Here is a 15,837-nt window from a genome sequence, read left to right on the forward strand (position 1 = left end):
ACCCGCGCGCCGCGTACCCGACCCGCGCCCCGCCCTCAGCCGACCCGCGCGCCGAGCATCCGCAGCACCAGCTCGCCGTAGCGGCGCCCGAGTTCCTCCGGGCTCTCGCTGCTGCGGTCGGTGTACCAGCGGGACACGTCGATGCCCAGCGAGGTGACGGCGCGGGCCGCCGTGCGGACCTCGGCGACCTCGAAGGCGCCGGCCGCGACGCCCGCCGCGATGAGGGAGCTGACCTCGCGCTCGATGTCCAGCCGCAGCGCGGCGACCACCGTGTAGGCGTCCTCCGGCAGTGCGTGCAGCTCGTAGTTGACCACCCTGCCGACCGTCCGCGCCCGGGCGTGCCAGGCCGTGAACTCCTCCACCAGGCGCCGCATCCGGGCCACCGGCTCGCCCTCGCCGGCCACCGCGTCGCGGACCAGGGTGAGGGTGGCCGCGTGGCCGGCCCGGCTGATCTCGGCCAGCAGGGCGGCCTTGGACGGGTAGTGGATGTAGAGCGCGGCCGGGCTCATCCCGGCGGCGGTGGCGATGTCCCGGGTGGTGGTGGCGTGGAAGCCGCGCTCCGCGAAGGACTCGACGGCGGCCTGGAGCAGCCGGAACGCCGCCTCGGGGCGGGTGTCGGCGGCGCCGGGCAGGGCCGGCCAGAGCTCGGCGATGGGCGTGCTGGTCATGGCGCCATCCTCGCAGATGAGTCGTACCGGAATTCCGGCTGCGGCGGCCGGGAGGCCCGGCCGACTGTTGACAGGGTCCCGCACCGACAGCATGCTAAGCAAGCGCTTAGTCACGAGCCCGGTCGGGTGGTCCGTCCGGCCGGCCCGGCAACCCTTGGCGGCCGGGCCGGCCGGACGGCGCGGGACCCGACAACTCCGCAGAACCGTGCGAAAGGACCCTCCGTGGTGCACTCCTTCAAGGGCCAGGTGGCCGTCGTCACCGGATCCAGCCGGGGCATCGGCCTCGGGATCGCGCGCGAGCTGGTCGCCCGCGGGGCCCGGGTCTGCCTGACCGCCCGCACCGCCGAGCCGCTCGCCGAGGCCGTCCGCGACCTGGGCGGCCCCGAGGTCGCCATCGGCGTCGCGGGGAAGGCGGACGACCCGGCCCACCAGGACGAAGCGGTGGCCCGCACGATGGAGGCCTTCGGCCGGCTGGACCACCTGGTCAACAACACCGGCATCAACCCGGTCTTCGGCCCGGTCCTGGACACCGACGAGGCGGCCGCCGCCAAGATCCTGGCCGTCAACGTGCTCGCCCCGCTCGGCTGGACCCGCCGCGCGCACGCCGCCTGGATGGGCGAGCACGGCGGCTCGGTGGTCAACGTCGCCTCGATCACCGGTATCCGCGCCTCCCTGGGCATCGGCATGTACGGCGTCTCGAAGGCCGCCCTGATGCGGCTGACCACCGAGCTGGCCGCCGAACTCGGTCCCCGGGGCATCCGGGTGAACGCGGTGGCACCGGCCGTGGTCAAGACGAAGTTCGCCGCGGCGCTCTACGAGGGCCGCGAGGAGCAGGTCGCCGCCGCGTACCCGCTGGGCCGCCTCGGCGTCCCGGAGGACGTCGCGGGCGCGGTCGCCTTCCTGCTCTCCTCCGACGCCGCCTGGATCACCGGCCAGACCCTGGTCGTCGACGGCGGCGTCACCCTCGGCGGCGGGATGTGACCGCCGTGACGGACGAACACGGGAGCCCGGCCGCCGAGTACGCGGGCCAGGGCGTGGTGGTCACCGGCGCCGGGCGGGGGATCGGGGCCGCGCTGGCCCGCGCCTTCGCCGCGGCCGGTGCCCGGGTGGTCGTCAACGACCTCGACGCCGCGGCCGCCCGGCAGGTGGCCGCGGACTGCGGCGCCGCCGCGGTGCCCGGCGACGCGGCCTCCGCCGAGGGTGTCGCCGCGCTGGTCGACGCCGCCCGGGCGGCGCTCGGCGACATCGACGTCTGGTGCGCCAACGCCGGCGTCGCCCCGGTCGGCGGGGCCGGCGCGCCGGCCGCCGCCTGGGCGAGCGCCTGGGAGGTCAACGTGCTCGCCCACGTACGCGCCGCCGACCTGCTGCTCCCCCGCTGGCTGGAGCGCGGCAGCGGACGGTTCGTGGCCACCGTCTCGGCCGCCGGGCTGCTCACCATGCTCGGCTCGGCCCCGTACGCCGTCACCAAGCACGGCGCGCTCGCGTTCGCCGAGTGGCTCGCCGCCACCTACCGCCACCGGGGCGTGCGGGTGCACGCCCTCTGCCCGCAAGGGGTGCGCACCGACATGCTGGCCTCGACCGGCGCGGTCGGCGAGGCCCTGCTGGCACCGACCGCGCTGGACCCGGAGGACGTCGCCGGGGCCCTGCTGACCGCGCTGCGCGAGGACCGCTTCCTCGTCCTGCCGCACCCCGAGGTCGCCGAGTACTACGCCGCCCGCGCCACCGAGCCGGACCGCTGGCTCGGCGGCATGAACCGGCTCCAGCGGGAGCTCGAAAGGAACGAGGCGCTGTGAGGGCCTGGCAGGTCACCGAGCTGGGCGAGCCGCGCGAGGTGCTGCGGCTGGCCGAGGACGTACCGCGCCCGGCTCCCGGGCCCGGGCAGCTGCTGGTCCGGGTGAAGGCCGCCGCGGTCAACTTCCCGGACGCGCTGATGGTGCGCGGCCAGTACCAGGTCCGCCCGCCGCTGCCGTTCACCCCCGGCGTCGAGCTCTGCGGCGAGGTGGTCGCGGGCGAGCGCGCCGGGGAGCGGCTGATCGGCACCCCGCTGCTGCCCGCCGGCGCCTTCGCCGAGTACGCCCTGCTGGACGCCGCGGCGGCCTTCCCGGCCCCGGCGGCGCTGGACGACGCGGAGGCCGCCGCCCTGCACATCGGCTACCAGACCGCCTGGTTCGCGCTGCACCGGCGGGCCGCCCTGCGGGCCGGCGAGACGCTGCTGGTGCACGCGGCGGCGGGCGGGGTCGGCAGCGCCGCCGTCCAGCTCGGCCGGGCGGCCGGCGCGCGGGTGATCGCCGTGGTCGGCGGCCCCGCGAAGGCGGCCGTCGCCCGCGAGCTCGGCGCCGACCTGGTGGTGGACCGGACCGCCGAGGACTTCACCGCGGCGGTCAAGGAGGCCACCGGCGGACACGGCGCGGACGTGGTCTTCGACCCGGTCGGCGGCGCGGCCTACACCGGCTCCGCCCGGTGCGTCGCCTTCGAGGGCCGGATCGTGGTGGTCGGCTTCGCCGCCGGCGAGATCCCGGCGCCCGCGCTGAACCACGCGCTGGTGAAGAACTACAGCATCCTCGGCCTGCACTGGGGCCTCTACAACACCCGTGACCCGCAGGCCGTGCTGGCCGCCCACGAGGAGCTGACCCGGCTGGCCCGGGCCGGTGTGGTGCGACCGCTGGTGAGCGGGCGCCTCCCGCTCTCCGGGGCGGCCGAGGCCGTCCAACGGGTCGCCGACGGCCGCAGCACCGGCCGGCTGGTGGTGCTCGGGGAGTAGCACCGGCGGGACCGCGCCCCGGTCACCCGGCCGAGTCCGCGGCCGCTCCCGCGCCCTGCGCGATCACGTCCAGGGCCGGGTGCGGCGGGCGGCCGAGCAGGGCGGCGAGGTCCCCCGGCTTGCCCGGCCCGGCCAGGAAGCCGTGGGCGATCGCCGAGTACGTCCCGGCCACCATCGGCACCTGGAAGTCCGCGGCGCCCGAGGCCGCCGCGGCCGCCCGCGCCCCGGCCAGCGTGCCGGGCCGGTACTCGACCGTCCGTCCGCCGGCCCGGGACAGCGCCGCCGCGACGTCCGCGCCGCCCACCGCCTCCTCGCCGACCAGCTCGTAGACCCGCCCGGCGTGCCCGGCCGGGGCCAGCGCCACGGTGGCCGCGACCTCGGCCAGGTCCGCGCGGGCGACCGCCGCCAGCCGGCCGTCGCCGAGCGGCGCGGTGATCACACCGTCCCGGTCCGGCGTGGCCAGCGAGCCCAGCAGTTCGGCGTAGAGCCCGTTGCGCAGGATCGTCCAGCGCAGCGAGGCGGACTCGCGCAGTCGCCGCTCGGTCCAGCGGTGCGCCAGCGCGTAGGCCAGGTGGTCGCCATCGCCGGAGAGGCTGGTGTAGACCACGTGCTCGACGCCGGCCCGCTCGGCGGCCTCGATCGCGGCCCGGTGACGGGCGGTCACCACGTCGTCCTCGCCGTAGCCGGCCGAGATCAGCAGCAGCGTCCGCACCCCGGCGAAGGCGGCCGCCAGGGTCCGCGGCCGGTCGAAGTCCACCGTCCGGACGGGTACCCCGGCCACCGGGGTCCGCTCCGGGGTGCGGCTGCCGGCCAGCACCCCGTCGAGCCCGCCCGGCAGCGCGGCCAGCCGCTCCAGCACCAGAGCGCCGAGTCCTCCGTTGACACCGGTGACGAGAAGCACCACGACCTCCAGGATCGGTTCCGGGCCCGCGGCTCTCCGCGCCGCCCGGTGACCATCCTCGGTACCCTGACCGTTCGGCGTAAGGAGGCACTTCGATGTCAGTGGGGCACACCGCGGTAACCACCCCCCGGCCGGTGGTCTGGTGCGAGGACGGCGTGGACTGCGGGATCCGCGGACTGCTGGACCGGCTCGGCGACAAGTGGTCCGTCCTGGTGGTGGTCGAACTCGCCCAGGGCGTCCGGCGGTTCCGCGAACTCCAGCGCGCCGTGCCGGGCATCTCGCAGCGGATGCTGACCCTGACGGTACGCCGGCTGGAGCGGGACGGGCTGGTGTCGCGGACCGTCCACCCGACCGTCCCGCCGCAGGTGGACTACGAGCTGACCGCGGTCGGCCACAGCCTGACCCATCTGATCCGGGCCATGGTGGACTGGTCCTACGACCACCACGACGCGATCCTCGGCTCCCGGCGCGACTGGGACGCCGCCAACCCGGACTCCGAGATCCGCTGACCGCGCCCGGGGCCGGTGCCGCCCCGGCCCGCCCCCGAGCCGCCCCGGGCCCGTGTCAGCGGGCGAACTCCATCTCCGGGAAGCGCGGCGAGGGCCCGTCCAGCAGGTGGTCGTCGTGCCCGCGCAGCCACCGGTCGAAGAACGAGGCCACGTACGCCCGGGTGGCGAGCACGGCCCGCTCCGGGCGGACTTCACCGACGTCGGCCCGCAGCGCCTCGCCGTCCACCGCGCCCTGCCGGGCGAGTTGGGGCAGCAGCGACTGCGCGTCGGTGTACGAGCCGTGCTGGGAACCGGCCAGTGTGACGTCGGCGCGCCAGCCCCGGCTGTGCTGCCAGAGGGCGTCCCAGCCGGGCTGGTGGTGGTAGTCGCCGGAGTCCGCGCTGTGGGTGCCCATCAGCAGGAACGGGCGGTCCAGACCGTCCTCGGCGACGCTGCTCAGGAAGACGCCCTCGCCGGTCGGCCCGGGGAAGTGCAGCTGGCCGTCCATGTTGACGCCGGCGGTGACGCGCGGGTCGTCGTGCATGGTCTGGACGGCGGTGAAGCCGCCGGCCGAGTGGCCCACCATGCCGATCCGGGTCAGGTCCAGCGAGCTCCCGAGCCCGGCCGGGAGCCGCCGGTCGGTGCGCAGCGCGGCCAGTTCGTCCAGGACGAAGCGGGTGTCGTCGACCCGGGCCCGCATCGCCTTGCGCAGCAGGGCGCCGATGTCGAGGTCGGGCGTGCCGAGCATGCCGGGGAAGACCGACGTGGCCAGGCCGCCGTCCGGGAAGGCCACCTCGGAGGCGTCGTAGGTGTGGTCGACGGTGACCACCACGTAGCCGCGCGAGGCGAGGTCCTCGACCAGGCCGGTGCCCCAGGTGCGGGGGTCGCCGAGCCCGGCCGAGTAGAGCACCACCGGGCGCGGGCGGCCGCCGCCGGGCAGGGCGGGCGCGTCCTGGCGGGCGTGCGTGCGGATCGCCGACCAGTCCGTCCGCCCGCTCGCCGCGCGGTAGTTGAAGACGGCGGCGCCGCCGTCGCCGCCGAAGTGCTCGGCGGCGCCCGGCTCCATGGAGCGGGCCCGTTCGTCGCCGACCGCGGGGCGCGCGGTCGGGTACCAGAGGCTGATCATCAGTTCCCGGGCCCGCCCGGGCTGCCACGGGTCCGCCCGTCCGGCGTCGGTGAGGTGCAGCGAGGTGGTGCCGACCGGGTACGGCCCGGTGGGCTGCGGCAGCCAGGCGCGGGCCCGGCGCTCCGCCACGGCCGGCGCGTCCAGCGCCGCCGCCGGCGCGACCGCCGTGCCCAGCACCGCCGTGGCCGCCAGCAGCGCCGCGATCCCGGTCCGCCTGCCCTGCCCCGGCCCCCGCCTGCGCGTGACACCCCGCACGACCTCCCGCGTCACTCCCCGCATGGCTCCCCCAGCTCCTCACCGTCGACGGCCGCCGCCCACCGGCCCGGCCCGTACCGTGACCGTACGGGCCGGGGTGGTGCACGAACGTCATACCGCGGAGCCAATTGCCGCCGTGCTACCGCGGTATGACACGCCGGGCGGGGTGCCCGACGGTCACCCGCCCGGCGGCCCGTGCCCAGGGTGTTGGCAAAGTCGCGTCGCGGACCCGGCGGGACTCTGCCGACACCCCCTAGCGGTCGCCCGCCCGGTGGCGCTTGAGCTCGCGCCGGGCCAGCGAGCGCTTGTGCACCTCGTCCGGTCCGTCGGCCAGGCGCAGTGTGCGGTTGCCGGCCCAGAGCTGGGCGAGCGGGGTGTCCTGACTGACGCCGGCCGCGCCGTGGGCCTGGACGGCCTTGTCGAGGATCCATTCGACGGTGCGCGGGGTGGCGATCTTGATGGCCTGGATCTCGGCGTGCGCGCCGCGGTTGCCCACGGTGTCCATCAGCCAGGCGGTCTTCAGCACCAGCAGCCTCAACTGCTCGATCCGGACCCGGGATTCGGCGATCCAGTCCTGCACCACGCCCTGCTCCGCGAGCGGGCGCCCGAAGGCCACCCGGTCCAGCGTCCGGCGGCACATCAGCTCGACGGCGCGTTCGGCGATGCCGATCGCCCGCATGCAGTGGTGGATCCGGCCGGGCCCGAGCCTGGCCTGGGCGATCGCGAAGCCGGAGCCCTCGGCGCCGATCAGGTGGCCGGCCGGGACCCGGACGCCGTCGAAGTGGACCTCGGCGTGGCCGCCGTGGTCGGCGTCGTCGTAGCCGAACACCTTCATGCCCCGCCGGACGGTGACCCCGGGGGTGTCGCGCGGGACGAGGATCATGCTCTGCTGACGGTGCGGCTCGGCGCCGGGGTCGGTCTTGCCCATCACGATGAAGATCCGGCAGCGCGGGTTCATCGCGCCGGTGATGTACCACTTGCGCCCGGTCACGACGTACTCGTCGCCGTCGCGCTCGATCCGGGTGGCGATGTTGGTGGCGTCCGAGGAGGCGACGTCGGGCTCGGTCATCGCGAAGGCGGAGCGGATCTCGGCGTCCAGCAGGGGCCGCAGCCACCGCTCGCGCTGCTCGGCGGAGCCGAACTGGGCGAGCAGCTCCATGTTGCCGGTGTCCGGGGCGGCGCAGTTGAGGGCGGGCGGCGCGAGCTGCGGGCTGCGCCCGGTGATCTCGGCGAGCGGCGCGTACTGGAGGTTGGTCAGGCCGGCGCCGCCCTGCCCCGGCCGGTCCGGGTGGTCCGCGTGGTCCGGGTGGTCCGGCAGGAAGAGGTTCCACAGGCCCTGCTCGCGGGCCTCGGCCTGCAGCTCGGCGACGATCGGCGGCACGTCCCAGGCGGGCCGGCCGGGGTCGGCCAACTGGGCCTCCAGGACGGCTTCGGCCGGGTACACGTGCCGGTCCATGAAGGTCAGCAGGCGCTCGCGCAGCTCTTCGGTCCGGGCGTCGTAGGCGAAATCCATCGGTCGGTGCTCCTACCGGGCGGTGAGGGTGGTCAGGCCGTGTTCGGCGAGGACGGGTGCGATCTCGGCGGCCCGCTCGAAGCCGGCGCCGAGGGTGCGGCCCTGCCGGAAGCGGAAGTGGATGCCCTCGGCGACGACGGCGAGCTTGAAGGAGGCGAAGGCCACGTACCAGTCGAGGTCGGCGGCGGCGCGTCCGGTGAGTTCGGCGTAGCGGGTGACGAGTTCGGCGGCGGCGGGGAAGCCGGGGGCGGTGGCGGCGGAGGGGATGATGCCGCCGCCGACACCGGCGAGTTCGGTGTACATCACCAGCAGGCCGACGTCGGTGAGCGGGTCACCGAGGGTGGACATCTCCCAGTCCAGGACGGCGGTGATGGCGTCGTGCCCGTCGACGAGCACGTTGTCCAGCCGGTAGTCGCCGTGGACGAGCGCGGGCGCCGGGGAGTCGGGCAGCCGGGCGGCGAGCAGCTCGTGCAGCCGGTCGACGCCGGGCAGGTCCCGGCTGCGGGAGGCGGCGAGCTGGGTGGACCAGCGGCGCAGCTGGCGCGCCAGGAAGCCCTCGGGGCGGCCGAAGTCGGCGAGGCCGACGGCGGCCGGGTCGATCCGGTGGAGGGCGGCGAGGGTGTCGACCAACTGCTCGCCGAGGGCGTGGACGCGCTTCTCGCCGAGGGCGGCGAGCGGGCCGGCGTCGCGGTGCGCGGTGCCGGGGACGTACTCCATCAGGTACCAGGGCGCGCCGAGGACGTCCGCGCCGGTGTCCAGCAGCAGGGTGGCGGGGACGGGGACGCCGGTGCCGCGCAGGGCGGTCATCACCCGGTGCTCGCGGCCCATGTCGTGGGCGGTGGCCAGCACGTGCCCGAGCGGCGGGCGGCGCAGCACCCAGCGGGAGGTGCCGTCGGTCAGCAGGTAGGTGAGGTTGGAGCGGCCGCCCTCGATCAGCTCGGCCCGCAGCGCGCCCCGGACGGTGCCGGGCAGTTCGCGGTCCAGATGGCCGCGGAGCCGGTCGAGGTCCAGGCCGGGCGGGTCGGCGGGGGTGTCGGGCATGGGCTCACTCTCCTGGTCAGCGTTTCTGACTAAGCGCTTGCTTAGCATTCAGCGGAGGGCTGTGCGCTGTCAATGCCGCCGTACCGCCACAATGTCGCCATGAGGTTGATCCACACCCTGGCCGGCGCGCTGATCCTGGTGCTCACCGTCGCGAGCATCCTGCGCACCCTGGTCGTGCCGCGCGGCCTGTACTCCTCCCTGGTGCACCGGCTCTGGCGGGGCCTGCGGGCGCTGCTGCGGCTGTCCGCCACGCCCTTCGGCGGCTACCGCGCCCAGGACCGGGCGCAGACCTGGCTGGCGCCGCTGATCCTGCTGGGCATGCTCGGGGTGTGGCTCGGCAGCATGCTGCTCGCGTACACCCTGCTGCTGCACGGCACCTCGCGGCTGAACTGGGCGGTCTCCTTCCGGGAGGCCGGCTCCAGCCTCTTCACCCTCGGCTTCGCCAGCGGGGACCGGCTCCACCTCTCGGTCATCGACTTCTTGGCCGCCGCCAGCGGCCCGCTGGTGATCGCCCTGCAGATCGCCTACCTGCCGACCCTGTACGGCGCCTACAACCGCCGCGAGGTGGAGGTGACGCTCCTCAAGTCCCGGGCCGGCGAACCCGCCTGGGGCCCGGAGCTGCTGGCCCGGCAGTCCCTCGTGGACACCGAGACGGCGCTCCCCCAGCTCTACCGCGACTGGGAGCGGCTCGCCGCCGACATCGGCGAGAGCCACTCCAACTACCCCGTACTGCTGTCGTTCCGCTCCCCGCAGCCGAACCGCAGCTGGGTGGTGGGCCTGATCGCCGTCATGGACGCCGCCGCGATCCACCTGGCGATCAACCCGCGCTCGGCGCCCCCGGAGGCCCGCCTCGTCCTGCGGGCCGGCTTCACCGCGCTGCGCGACGTCGGCAGCTCGCTGCGCGTCGCCTTCGACCCGGACCCGGCGCCGGACAGCCCGATCCGCCTCAGCTTCACCGAGTTCGACGCGGCGGTGGCGATGATCACCGCCGCCGGGTTCCCCCGCGAACGCTCCGCCGCCGACGCCTGGCCGCACTTCCACGGCTGGCGCGTCAACTACGAGGCCCTGGCCTACGAACTGGCCCGCCGCAGCGACGCCGTGCCCGCCCTGTGGACCGGCCCGCGCGACTTCACCGCCCCGCCCATCCCCCCGGCCCGCCCCGCCGACCGCCGACCGGAGGCACCGCCCCAGGGCTGGTAGGCCGGCGGCCACCCGGCCGGACGTCAGTTCCCGGGTGCGCCGCCGTCGGGCCACCGGCACGCCCGGGCCATCGCCACCAACGGCGGCGCCTCGGCGGTGGGCGGGACCTCGTTCACGACCTGGTAGCCCCACGCCTCGTACAGGGCGAGCACCCTGCCACCCCCGGCCGCGGGGTTAACCATCAGCATGACGCGCTCCTCCCCACGGCCGCCCGCGAGCCCCTCGTGGATCCGGCGGGCAGCACCGGTGCCGCGCCAGCGTGCGCGCACCCCCAGCTCCCTGAGCGCGAAGGTCGGCGCCGCCGTCAGCTCCGGAGGCGTCGCCCTGGCCAGCCGGGCCCACCAGCGGTCTCCGGACTCCACGGTGTTGCCGTACGCGTACCCGACCGGCTCGGTGCCGTCGTACCCGAGGACGGCCTCGAACCCCGGCTGCCCGCTGTGCAGCTCCAGGCGCTCGACGAAGGCCGCGACGGCGTAGTTCGGCAGGTGCAGCAACGGCGCCCGCACCTGCGCGTACAGCGCGACCAGCGCCCGGCGCAGGGCCGCCGTCAGTTCCCGGTGGTGGTGCAGCACCGTCTCCGTCATGGGGCAGCTCTCTCCGGCTCGCGAACGTCCTGCCCCCACGGTTCCGCACGAACACCGCCCGCCGCCAGAGGGGGGTTCGGCACGCCGCCGAACCGGCCGAGCACGTCGGCCGCGCTCCGGGACCGGGTGTCGCGGCCCCGGCCGTGGGGCGGCGGTCGCGTCGGACGGCCGCCGCACGGGCGCGGCCCGTCAGACGTCGACCGGGGCGGCGGTGGCCAGCGAGCGCTCGGCGGCGGAGAGGATCTCGACCACCCGCAGGCCGAAGGCCGCGCCGCAGGGGTGGGGCTCGCCGGTGCGGGCGGAGTCGCGCAGGGCGTCCAGGGCGCGGTGGAGCGCGGCCAGCGGGCCCTCGCCGCGCTCGGGGAGGTGGACGACGCCCGACTCGCCGCGCAGCTCCATGCCCGTGCCGCCGGCCGCGAGCGGGGCGGTCAGGCTGAGCGCGAGGGTGCTGGACGCGCCGCCGGCGTGCAGCAGCACGAGGTGGACGGTGTCCCGGGGGCCGGCGACCGCGGTCACCCGGACCGCGTCGCCCAGCACCGGGAGCAGCACCGAGAGCGCGTGGGGGCCGACGTCCCAGAGCGCGCCCTTCTCCTGCCGCCAGGGCGAGGCCGCGTACGGGCTGGTGCTGTCGGATGCGAAGACCGAGCCGAGCCAGTCGGAGCGACCGGTGAACCAGCCGCCGGTGGCGGCCTGCTTCTCGATCCACGGCAGCTGCTCGCCGCCGAAGCGGACGGTGAAGAAGACCACCGTGGCGACGCCGTGCGCCTCGGTGGCCTGGACGACACGCCGGGCGTCCGGGACGGTCAGCGCGACCGGCTTGTCCAGCAGCAGGTGGCAGCCGGCCTCGGCGGCGCGCACCGCGAGGTCCGCCTGGACGGTCGGCGGCAGCGCGATGGAGACGGCGTCCACCTCGGCGAGCAGCCGGTCGAGGTCCTGGTGGCCGGGCACACCGTGCGCCTCGCCGAGCGCGGCGGCCGCCTCGGGCCGGCGGCCCCAGACGCCCGCGAGCTCGAAGTCGGGGTGCTCCGCCAGTACGGGCGCGTGCACCCGCTCCGCCCAGGGGCCGGTGCCCAGCAGTCCGATCCGCATGCTCTCTCTTCTCCCTCGCTCGTCCCTGCCCGGCGCCGTCGCGCGCTGCTCAGCGCTGGACGCGGGCCAGGGTGAAACCGTCGTAGCCCTTGCTGCCGACCGTCTGTACGGAGGTCGCGGACACCCGCGGCTCGGCGGCGATCAGGTCGTGCAGCCGGCGGATCGCGACCACCGCCGGGTCGTCGCTGTCCGGGTCGGCGACGGCGCCGCGGCGCACCACGTTGTCGACCACGATCAGCGAGCCCGGGGCGGTGAGCTCCAGCGCCCGGGCGAAGTACTCGGGGTTGCTCTGCTTGTCGGCGTCGATGAAGACCAGGTCGAACGGCTCGGCGCCGTCCGCCACCAGCGCGGCCAGCGACTCGGCGGCGCGGCCGAGCCGGACCTCGGCGACCTTCTCCAGGCCCGCCCGCGCGAGGTTCGCCCGGGCGACCTCGGCGTGCGCCGGGTCGATCTCCAGGGTGATCAGGGTGCCGTCGGCGGGCAGTGCCCGGGCCAGCCAGATCGCGCTGTAGCCGCCGAGCGTGCCGACCTCCAGGATGCGCCGCGCGCCCTGGGTGAGGGCCAGCAGCTGCAGCAGCTTGCCCTGGTTGGGCGCCACCGCGATGGGCGGCAGCCCCGCGGCTTCGGCGGCGGCCGTCGCGGCCTCCAGCACCGGGTCGTGCCCGACCAGCCGCTCGGAGAAGTAGGCATCCACCGCGTCCCACGTCTGCTCCGCCACAACGCCCTCCACCTGCTGCTTTACATGCCACCGCCGGGGTAGCCCGATGCTACCCCGGCGGGAGGACTGCTCTGCTGGAACGCTCCGGTGCCGATCAGTCCACCGCGGGAGCGCCCACCGCGGGCTCGGCGGCGGCCGCCGCCTCCTCGGCCTCGTGGGCCCGGGCGGCCTTGCCGGCCCGGCGCTTCATCAGCCAGGCCGAGAGGGCGCCGCCGGCCGCGGCCAGCAGCAGACCCACCCAGGAGAAGCGCGACAGCCACTGCTCGGCGACCTTGCCGACCTGGTACACCAGCAGGGTGGTGCCGCCGGCCCAGACCACGCCGCCCAGCACGTTGGCGATCAGGAACTTCCAGTACGGCATCTTCAGCGCGCCCGCGAGCGGGCCGGCGAAGATCCGCAGCAGCGCGATGAAGCGGCCGAAGAAGACCGCCCACATGCCCCACTTCTGGAACGAGCGCTCGGCACTGGCCAGGTGGTCCGGCCCGAAGTGCTTGGGGAACTTCCGTCCGAGCTTCTCGAACAGCGGCTTGCCGCCCTTGCGCCCGATCGAGTAGCCGATCGAGTCGCCGATGATCGCCCCGAGGATCGCGCAGACCGCGACCCAGACCGGGCTGACCACACCGCGGGCGGACAGCAGGGCCGCCGACACCAGGGCGATCTCGCCGGGCAGCGGGATGCCCAGGGACTCCAGCCCGATGATCAGCGCGACCAGGGCGTACACCGCACCCGGTGGGACGCTCTCGATCCAGGCGTCGATGTGCAAGGCCGTACCTCCGTGGCAGGACGAGATCCGTTCGTGGGACGGGCCGTGCCCGGTCCGGTGGGTCTCGACGACGATCCGATGGCGGCACCAGGCCGCTCCCCGAAAGACGCAGCCTAACGTGCCGGGCGGCCTGTCCCCCCGGCCGATCACCCCCGATTACGACGTACGACACACCTCCGTGGTTCCGGGATGGCGGCACCCGGCGTCGGGAAGCGGGACCGGGCCCGCACGCCCCGGCGGCGCCGGGCCGGCCCCGCGGCGACGGATCAGCGCGCGCCGGCCCTGGAACGGCGGTGGTAGTCCACGGTGACGATCGCGAGCAACGGGCCCCAGAGCAGCAGCGGGGCGTAGCAGAGGGTCATGGCCAGACCGGCCAGGCCGTGCGGGGCCTCCGGATCGCCCATGGCGTTCGGGCCGTACCACCCGCCGAAGCCGGCGGCGAAGGTGAGCGCGGTGACCGCCACCGCCCCCAGTCCGGCGGGGACCACGGCGGCCCATGGACGCACCCGGCGGCCGCCGATCAGCGGCAGCCAGCTGGGGGTGACCCGGCCCCAGGGGCGGACCAGGCCCAGGGAGAGGAAGGCCAGCGCCTCGGCGAGCGCGCTCAGGGCGAGCACGTAGAGGGTGGCCCAGCCCGGCATGTGGGCCGTCATCTGCCGTTCCATCGCCCCGGAGAATCCGACCGGGATGCCGACGCCCAGGGCGACCCGCCAGAGCCCGGACGGGACGGCGGTCAGCGCCGCGACCTTGGCCACCCGGACCGCCCACGGTGCGGCGGGCCGGTACGGGAGCGGGGTGGCGACGGCACTGGTGGTGGGGGTGACTGCGGTGCCCAGCATCGGAGTTCCTCTCGTCGTTCGGTGTGCCTCCAGCCTGGCGGCGGGGCCGGTACCGGCGGCAGGTGCCGATCGGGAGGTCCGCGGGCGCCCCGCCGCCCCGGCCTGTGCCGTTCGGCACGGGTGGCGGCGCCGCCCGGTGCATAGGCTGGGCGCATGATCGGGGAATGGGGGAGCATCGTGCCGGTGCTCGCGGTGGCGGCCGCAGTGCGGATCGGGCGGCCACGGCCGACGGCGGCGGCGGGGGTGGCCTCGCTCGCGCTGACCGCCGTCGGGGCGGCGCTGGGCGGCTTCGGCGAGGACGGCCCGGCGGGGCCGGTCGGAGTGGCCGAACTGATCGGGCTGCTGGTCCTGGTGACGATGACGGTGCGCACCGGCCGGGGACGGGTGGCCGTCGGGGTCCTGGCGGCGGCGCTGCTCTGCTGGCCGCTGCGCTATGCCGCGCCGGTCGAGGGCTGGCAGCAGGTCGGACTCCTCGGCTTCGGCGCGGTCGGGGCCCTGGGGGCGGCGCTGGTCGGCTTCTACCTCTGGTCGCTGGACGGCCTGCGGCGCCGCGAGGTGGCGGCCGCACGCCGGGCCGAACAGCTGGAACTCGCCCACGACCTGCACGACTTCGTGGCCCACGACGTCAGCGGGATGGTCGCGCTGGCCCAGGCCGGCGGCTTCCTGGCGGAGCCGCACCCCGAACTGGCCGAGGTGTTCCGGCGGATCGAGCAGTCCGGCCAGCAGGCGCTCTCCTCGCTGGACCGGACGGTCGCCCTGCTGCGCACCCCGGACGGGGACGCCGCCGGCCGCCGGGCCCCGCAGCCCGGCCTGGCCGAACTCCCCGCGCTGGCCGAACGGTTCACCGCCTCGGGGGCCGCCGAGGTCCGGCTCGACCTGCCGGAGCGGCCGGTCGGCCGGGAGGCCGGGGCCACCGTCCACCGGATCGTGGTCGAGGCGCTGACCAATGTCCGCCGGCACGCCCCCGCCGCCCGATCGGTCACCGTGTCCGTCCGCCGACTCGACGGGCAGCGGCTGGAGTTGACCGTCGCCGACGACGGCGGAGCGGTCGAGAGCCTGCCCCGGCACCGGGGCGGGCACGGCCTGAGCGCCCTGGCCGCCCGGGTCGAGGCGCTCGGCGGTACGCTCGACGCCGGGCGCGCCGGGCAGGGCTGGCTGGTCACCGCCACGTTTCCGCTGCCGGCCGAAGGGGCCTCATGAGCATCCGCGTCCTCCTGGCCGACGACCACGACGACATCCGCGCGGCCTACCGGATGATCCTGGACGCCCAGCCCGACCTCACCGTGGTGGCGGAGGCCGCCGACGGCCTCGCCGCGTTCGAACAGGCCCGCCTGCTCCGCCCCGACGTGGTGCTGGCGGACATCCGGATGCCGAAGCTGGACGGCCTGGAACTGACCCGGCGGCTGGCCGGGCCCGAGGTGGCCGACCCGCTGCGGGTGGTCGTGGTGACCACCTTCGACCTGGACGAGTACGTGCACGCCGCGCTCCGGCACGGCGCGGCCGGCTTCCTGCTCAAGCGGTCCAGCCCCGCCCTGCTGGTCGAGGCGGTCCGGGCGGCGGTGGCCGGTGACACCCTGATCAGCCCGCAGGTCACCGTCCGGCTGCTGCGTCAACTGGCCGCCCCCGCCCCGGCGTCGCCGCAGGCGGAGCCCGCCGAGCCGCTGACCCCGCGGGAGACCGAGATCGCCGGGCTGGTCTCGGGCGGGGCGACCAACGCGGAGATCGCCGAGCAGTTGTTCATCTCGGCCGGCACGGTCAAGAACCACCTGGCGAACATCCAGCGCAAGCTCGGCGTGCGGAACCGGGTCGGCATCGCCGCCTCGGTCTGGGGCGACCGCCGATAGCGGGAGGGCCGCCGACGGCGGGGGCCGCCGATAGCGGGACGGCCGGT

17 protein-coding genes are annotated in these 15,837 nt (G+C 75.9%); 7 read left to right on the forward strand and 10 right to left on the reverse strand.

Annotation, left to right across the window (positions count from 1 at the left end):
* Nucleotides 1-35 precede the first annotated feature (35 nt).
* The gene (locus ABZ495_RS21740) at nt 36-668 is read right to left on the reverse strand and encodes a TetR/AcrR family transcriptional regulator (RefSeq protein WP_359807944.1); all 633 of its coding nucleotides are present in this window, start codon (nt 666-668) and stop codon (nt 36-38) included.
* 222 nt (nt 669-890) lie between these two features.
* Here ABZ495_RS21740 and ABZ495_RS21745 point away from each other — a divergent pair, with 222 nt between their 5' ends.
* From ABZ495_RS21745 to ABZ495_RS21755, 3 genes are read left to right on the forward strand one after another with little or no spacing between them, the layout of a single operon-like run.
* Nucleotides 891-1,649: an SDR family oxidoreductase gene (locus ABZ495_RS21745; protein ID WP_329486046.1), complete on the forward strand. Its 759-nt coding sequence runs from the start codon at nt 891-893 to the stop codon at nt 1,647-1,649.
* Nucleotides 1,650-1,654: 5 nt separating this feature from the next.
* Nucleotides 1,655-2,461: an SDR family oxidoreductase gene (locus tag ABZ495_RS21750; protein WP_359837527.1), complete on the forward strand. Its 807-nt coding sequence runs from the start codon at nt 1,655-1,657 to the stop codon at nt 2,459-2,461.
* Nucleotides 2,458-3,429: an NADPH:quinone oxidoreductase family protein gene (locus ABZ495_RS21755; RefSeq protein ID WP_359837529.1), complete on the forward strand. Its 972-nt coding sequence runs from the start codon at nt 2,458-2,460 to the stop codon at nt 3,427-3,429. The genes ABZ495_RS21750 and ABZ495_RS21755 overlap by 4 nt, the downstream gene beginning before the upstream one ends.
* 22 nt (nt 3,430-3,451) lie before the next feature.
* On the opposite strand, the gene ABZ495_RS21760 is transcribed toward ABZ495_RS21755, so the two are convergent.
* A complete protein-coding gene (locus tag ABZ495_RS21760; protein WP_359837531.1) occupies nt 3,452-4,333 on the reverse strand; it encodes an NAD(P)H-binding protein in 882 nt (293 codons plus the stop codon).
* Nucleotides 4,334-4,425: 92 nt separating this feature from the next.
* Between ABZ495_RS21760 and ABZ495_RS21765 the strand changes: the two genes are divergently transcribed.
* The gene (locus tag ABZ495_RS21765) at nt 4,426-4,839 is read left to right on the forward strand and encodes a helix-turn-helix domain-containing protein (protein WP_359807947.1); all 414 of its coding nucleotides are present in this window, start codon (nt 4,426-4,428) and stop codon (nt 4,837-4,839) included.
* A gap of 55 nt (nt 4,840-4,894) precedes the next feature.
* Here the strand turns inward: ABZ495_RS21765 and ABZ495_RS21770 are convergent, their stop codons facing one another.
* The 3 genes from ABZ495_RS21770 to ABZ495_RS21780 all read right to left on the reverse strand — a co-directional run bounded on the left by ABZ495_RS21770 (nt 4,895) and on the right by ABZ495_RS21780 (nt 8,753).
* Complete coding sequence (locus tag ABZ495_RS21770; protein WP_359837533.1) at nt 4,895-6,223, reverse strand: esterase; 1,329 nt, start codon at nt 6,221-6,223, stop codon at nt 4,895-4,897.
* Between the two features lie 229 nt (nt 6,224-6,452).
* On the reverse strand, nt 6,453-7,712 hold the full coding sequence (locus tag ABZ495_RS21775) for an acyl-CoA dehydrogenase family protein (RefSeq protein ID WP_359837535.1): 1,260 nt from the start codon (nt 7,710-7,712) through the stop codon (nt 6,453-6,455).
* 12 nt (nt 7,713-7,724) lie between these two features.
* Nucleotides 7,725-8,753 (reverse strand): phosphotransferase family protein, encoded by a 1,029-nt coding sequence (locus tag ABZ495_RS21780; protein ID WP_359837537.1) that lies wholly within the window; start codon nt 8,751-8,753, stop codon nt 7,725-7,727.
* 99 nt (nt 8,754-8,852) lie between these two features.
* On the opposite strand from ABZ495_RS21780, the gene ABZ495_RS21785 reads away from it, so the two are divergent.
* The gene (locus ABZ495_RS21785) at nt 8,853-9,953 is read left to right on the forward strand and encodes a hypothetical protein (protein ID WP_359837539.1); all 1,101 of its coding nucleotides are present in this window, start codon (nt 8,853-8,855) and stop codon (nt 9,951-9,953) included.
* Between the two features lie 23 nt (nt 9,954-9,976).
* Here the strand turns inward: ABZ495_RS21785 and ABZ495_RS21790 are convergent, their stop codons facing one another.
* The 5 genes from ABZ495_RS21790 to ABZ495_RS21810 form a co-directional block, all read right to left on the reverse strand.
* Nucleotides 9,977-10,537: a GNAT family N-acetyltransferase gene (locus ABZ495_RS21790; RefSeq protein WP_359837542.1), complete on the reverse strand. Its 561-nt coding sequence runs from the start codon at nt 10,535-10,537 to the stop codon at nt 9,977-9,979.
* A gap of 189 nt (nt 10,538-10,726) precedes the next feature.
* Nucleotides 10,727-11,626: a Gfo/Idh/MocA family oxidoreductase gene (locus ABZ495_RS21795; RefSeq protein WP_359807956.1), complete on the reverse strand. Its 900-nt coding sequence runs from the start codon at nt 11,624-11,626 to the stop codon at nt 10,727-10,729.
* Between the two features lie 49 nt (nt 11,627-11,675).
* Nucleotides 11,676-12,344: an O-methyltransferase gene (locus ABZ495_RS21800; RefSeq protein WP_359837545.1), complete on the reverse strand. Its 669-nt coding sequence runs from the start codon at nt 12,342-12,344 to the stop codon at nt 11,676-11,678.
* Nucleotides 12,345-12,438: 94 nt separating this feature from the next.
* Nucleotides 12,439-13,107, reverse strand: a complete 669-nt coding sequence (locus tag ABZ495_RS21805) for a DedA family protein (protein WP_359837547.1) — start codon at nt 13,105-13,107, stop codon at nt 12,439-12,441.
* 266 nt (nt 13,108-13,373) lie between these two features.
* Complete coding sequence (locus ABZ495_RS21810) at nt 13,374-13,946, reverse strand: hypothetical protein (protein WP_359837549.1); 573 nt, start codon at nt 13,944-13,946, stop codon at nt 13,374-13,376.
* A 153-nt stretch (nt 13,947-14,099) separates the two neighbouring features.
* Here ABZ495_RS21810 and ABZ495_RS21815 point away from each other — a divergent pair, with 153 nt between their 5' ends.
* Both ABZ495_RS21815 and ABZ495_RS21820 read left to right on the forward strand, forming a co-directional pair.
* Nucleotides 14,100-15,146 carry a histidine kinase gene (locus tag ABZ495_RS21815; RefSeq protein ID WP_359837551.1) on the forward strand — a complete coding sequence of 349 codons (1,047 nt, stop codon included), beginning with the start codon at nt 14,100-14,102 and terminating at the stop codon, nt 15,144-15,146.
* Entirely contained in the window at nt 15,143-15,790 is a 648-nt protein-coding gene (locus ABZ495_RS21820; RefSeq protein WP_352292981.1) for a response regulator transcription factor, read from the forward strand. Before ABZ495_RS21815 ends, ABZ495_RS21820 begins: the two co-directional genes overlap by 4 nt.
* Nucleotides 15,791-15,837 lie beyond the last annotated feature (47 nt).

Source organism: Kitasatospora sp. NPDC005748 (assembly GCF_040630735.1).
Classification (GTDB): Bacteria; Actinomycetota; Actinomycetes; order Streptomycetales; family Streptomycetaceae; genus Kitasatospora.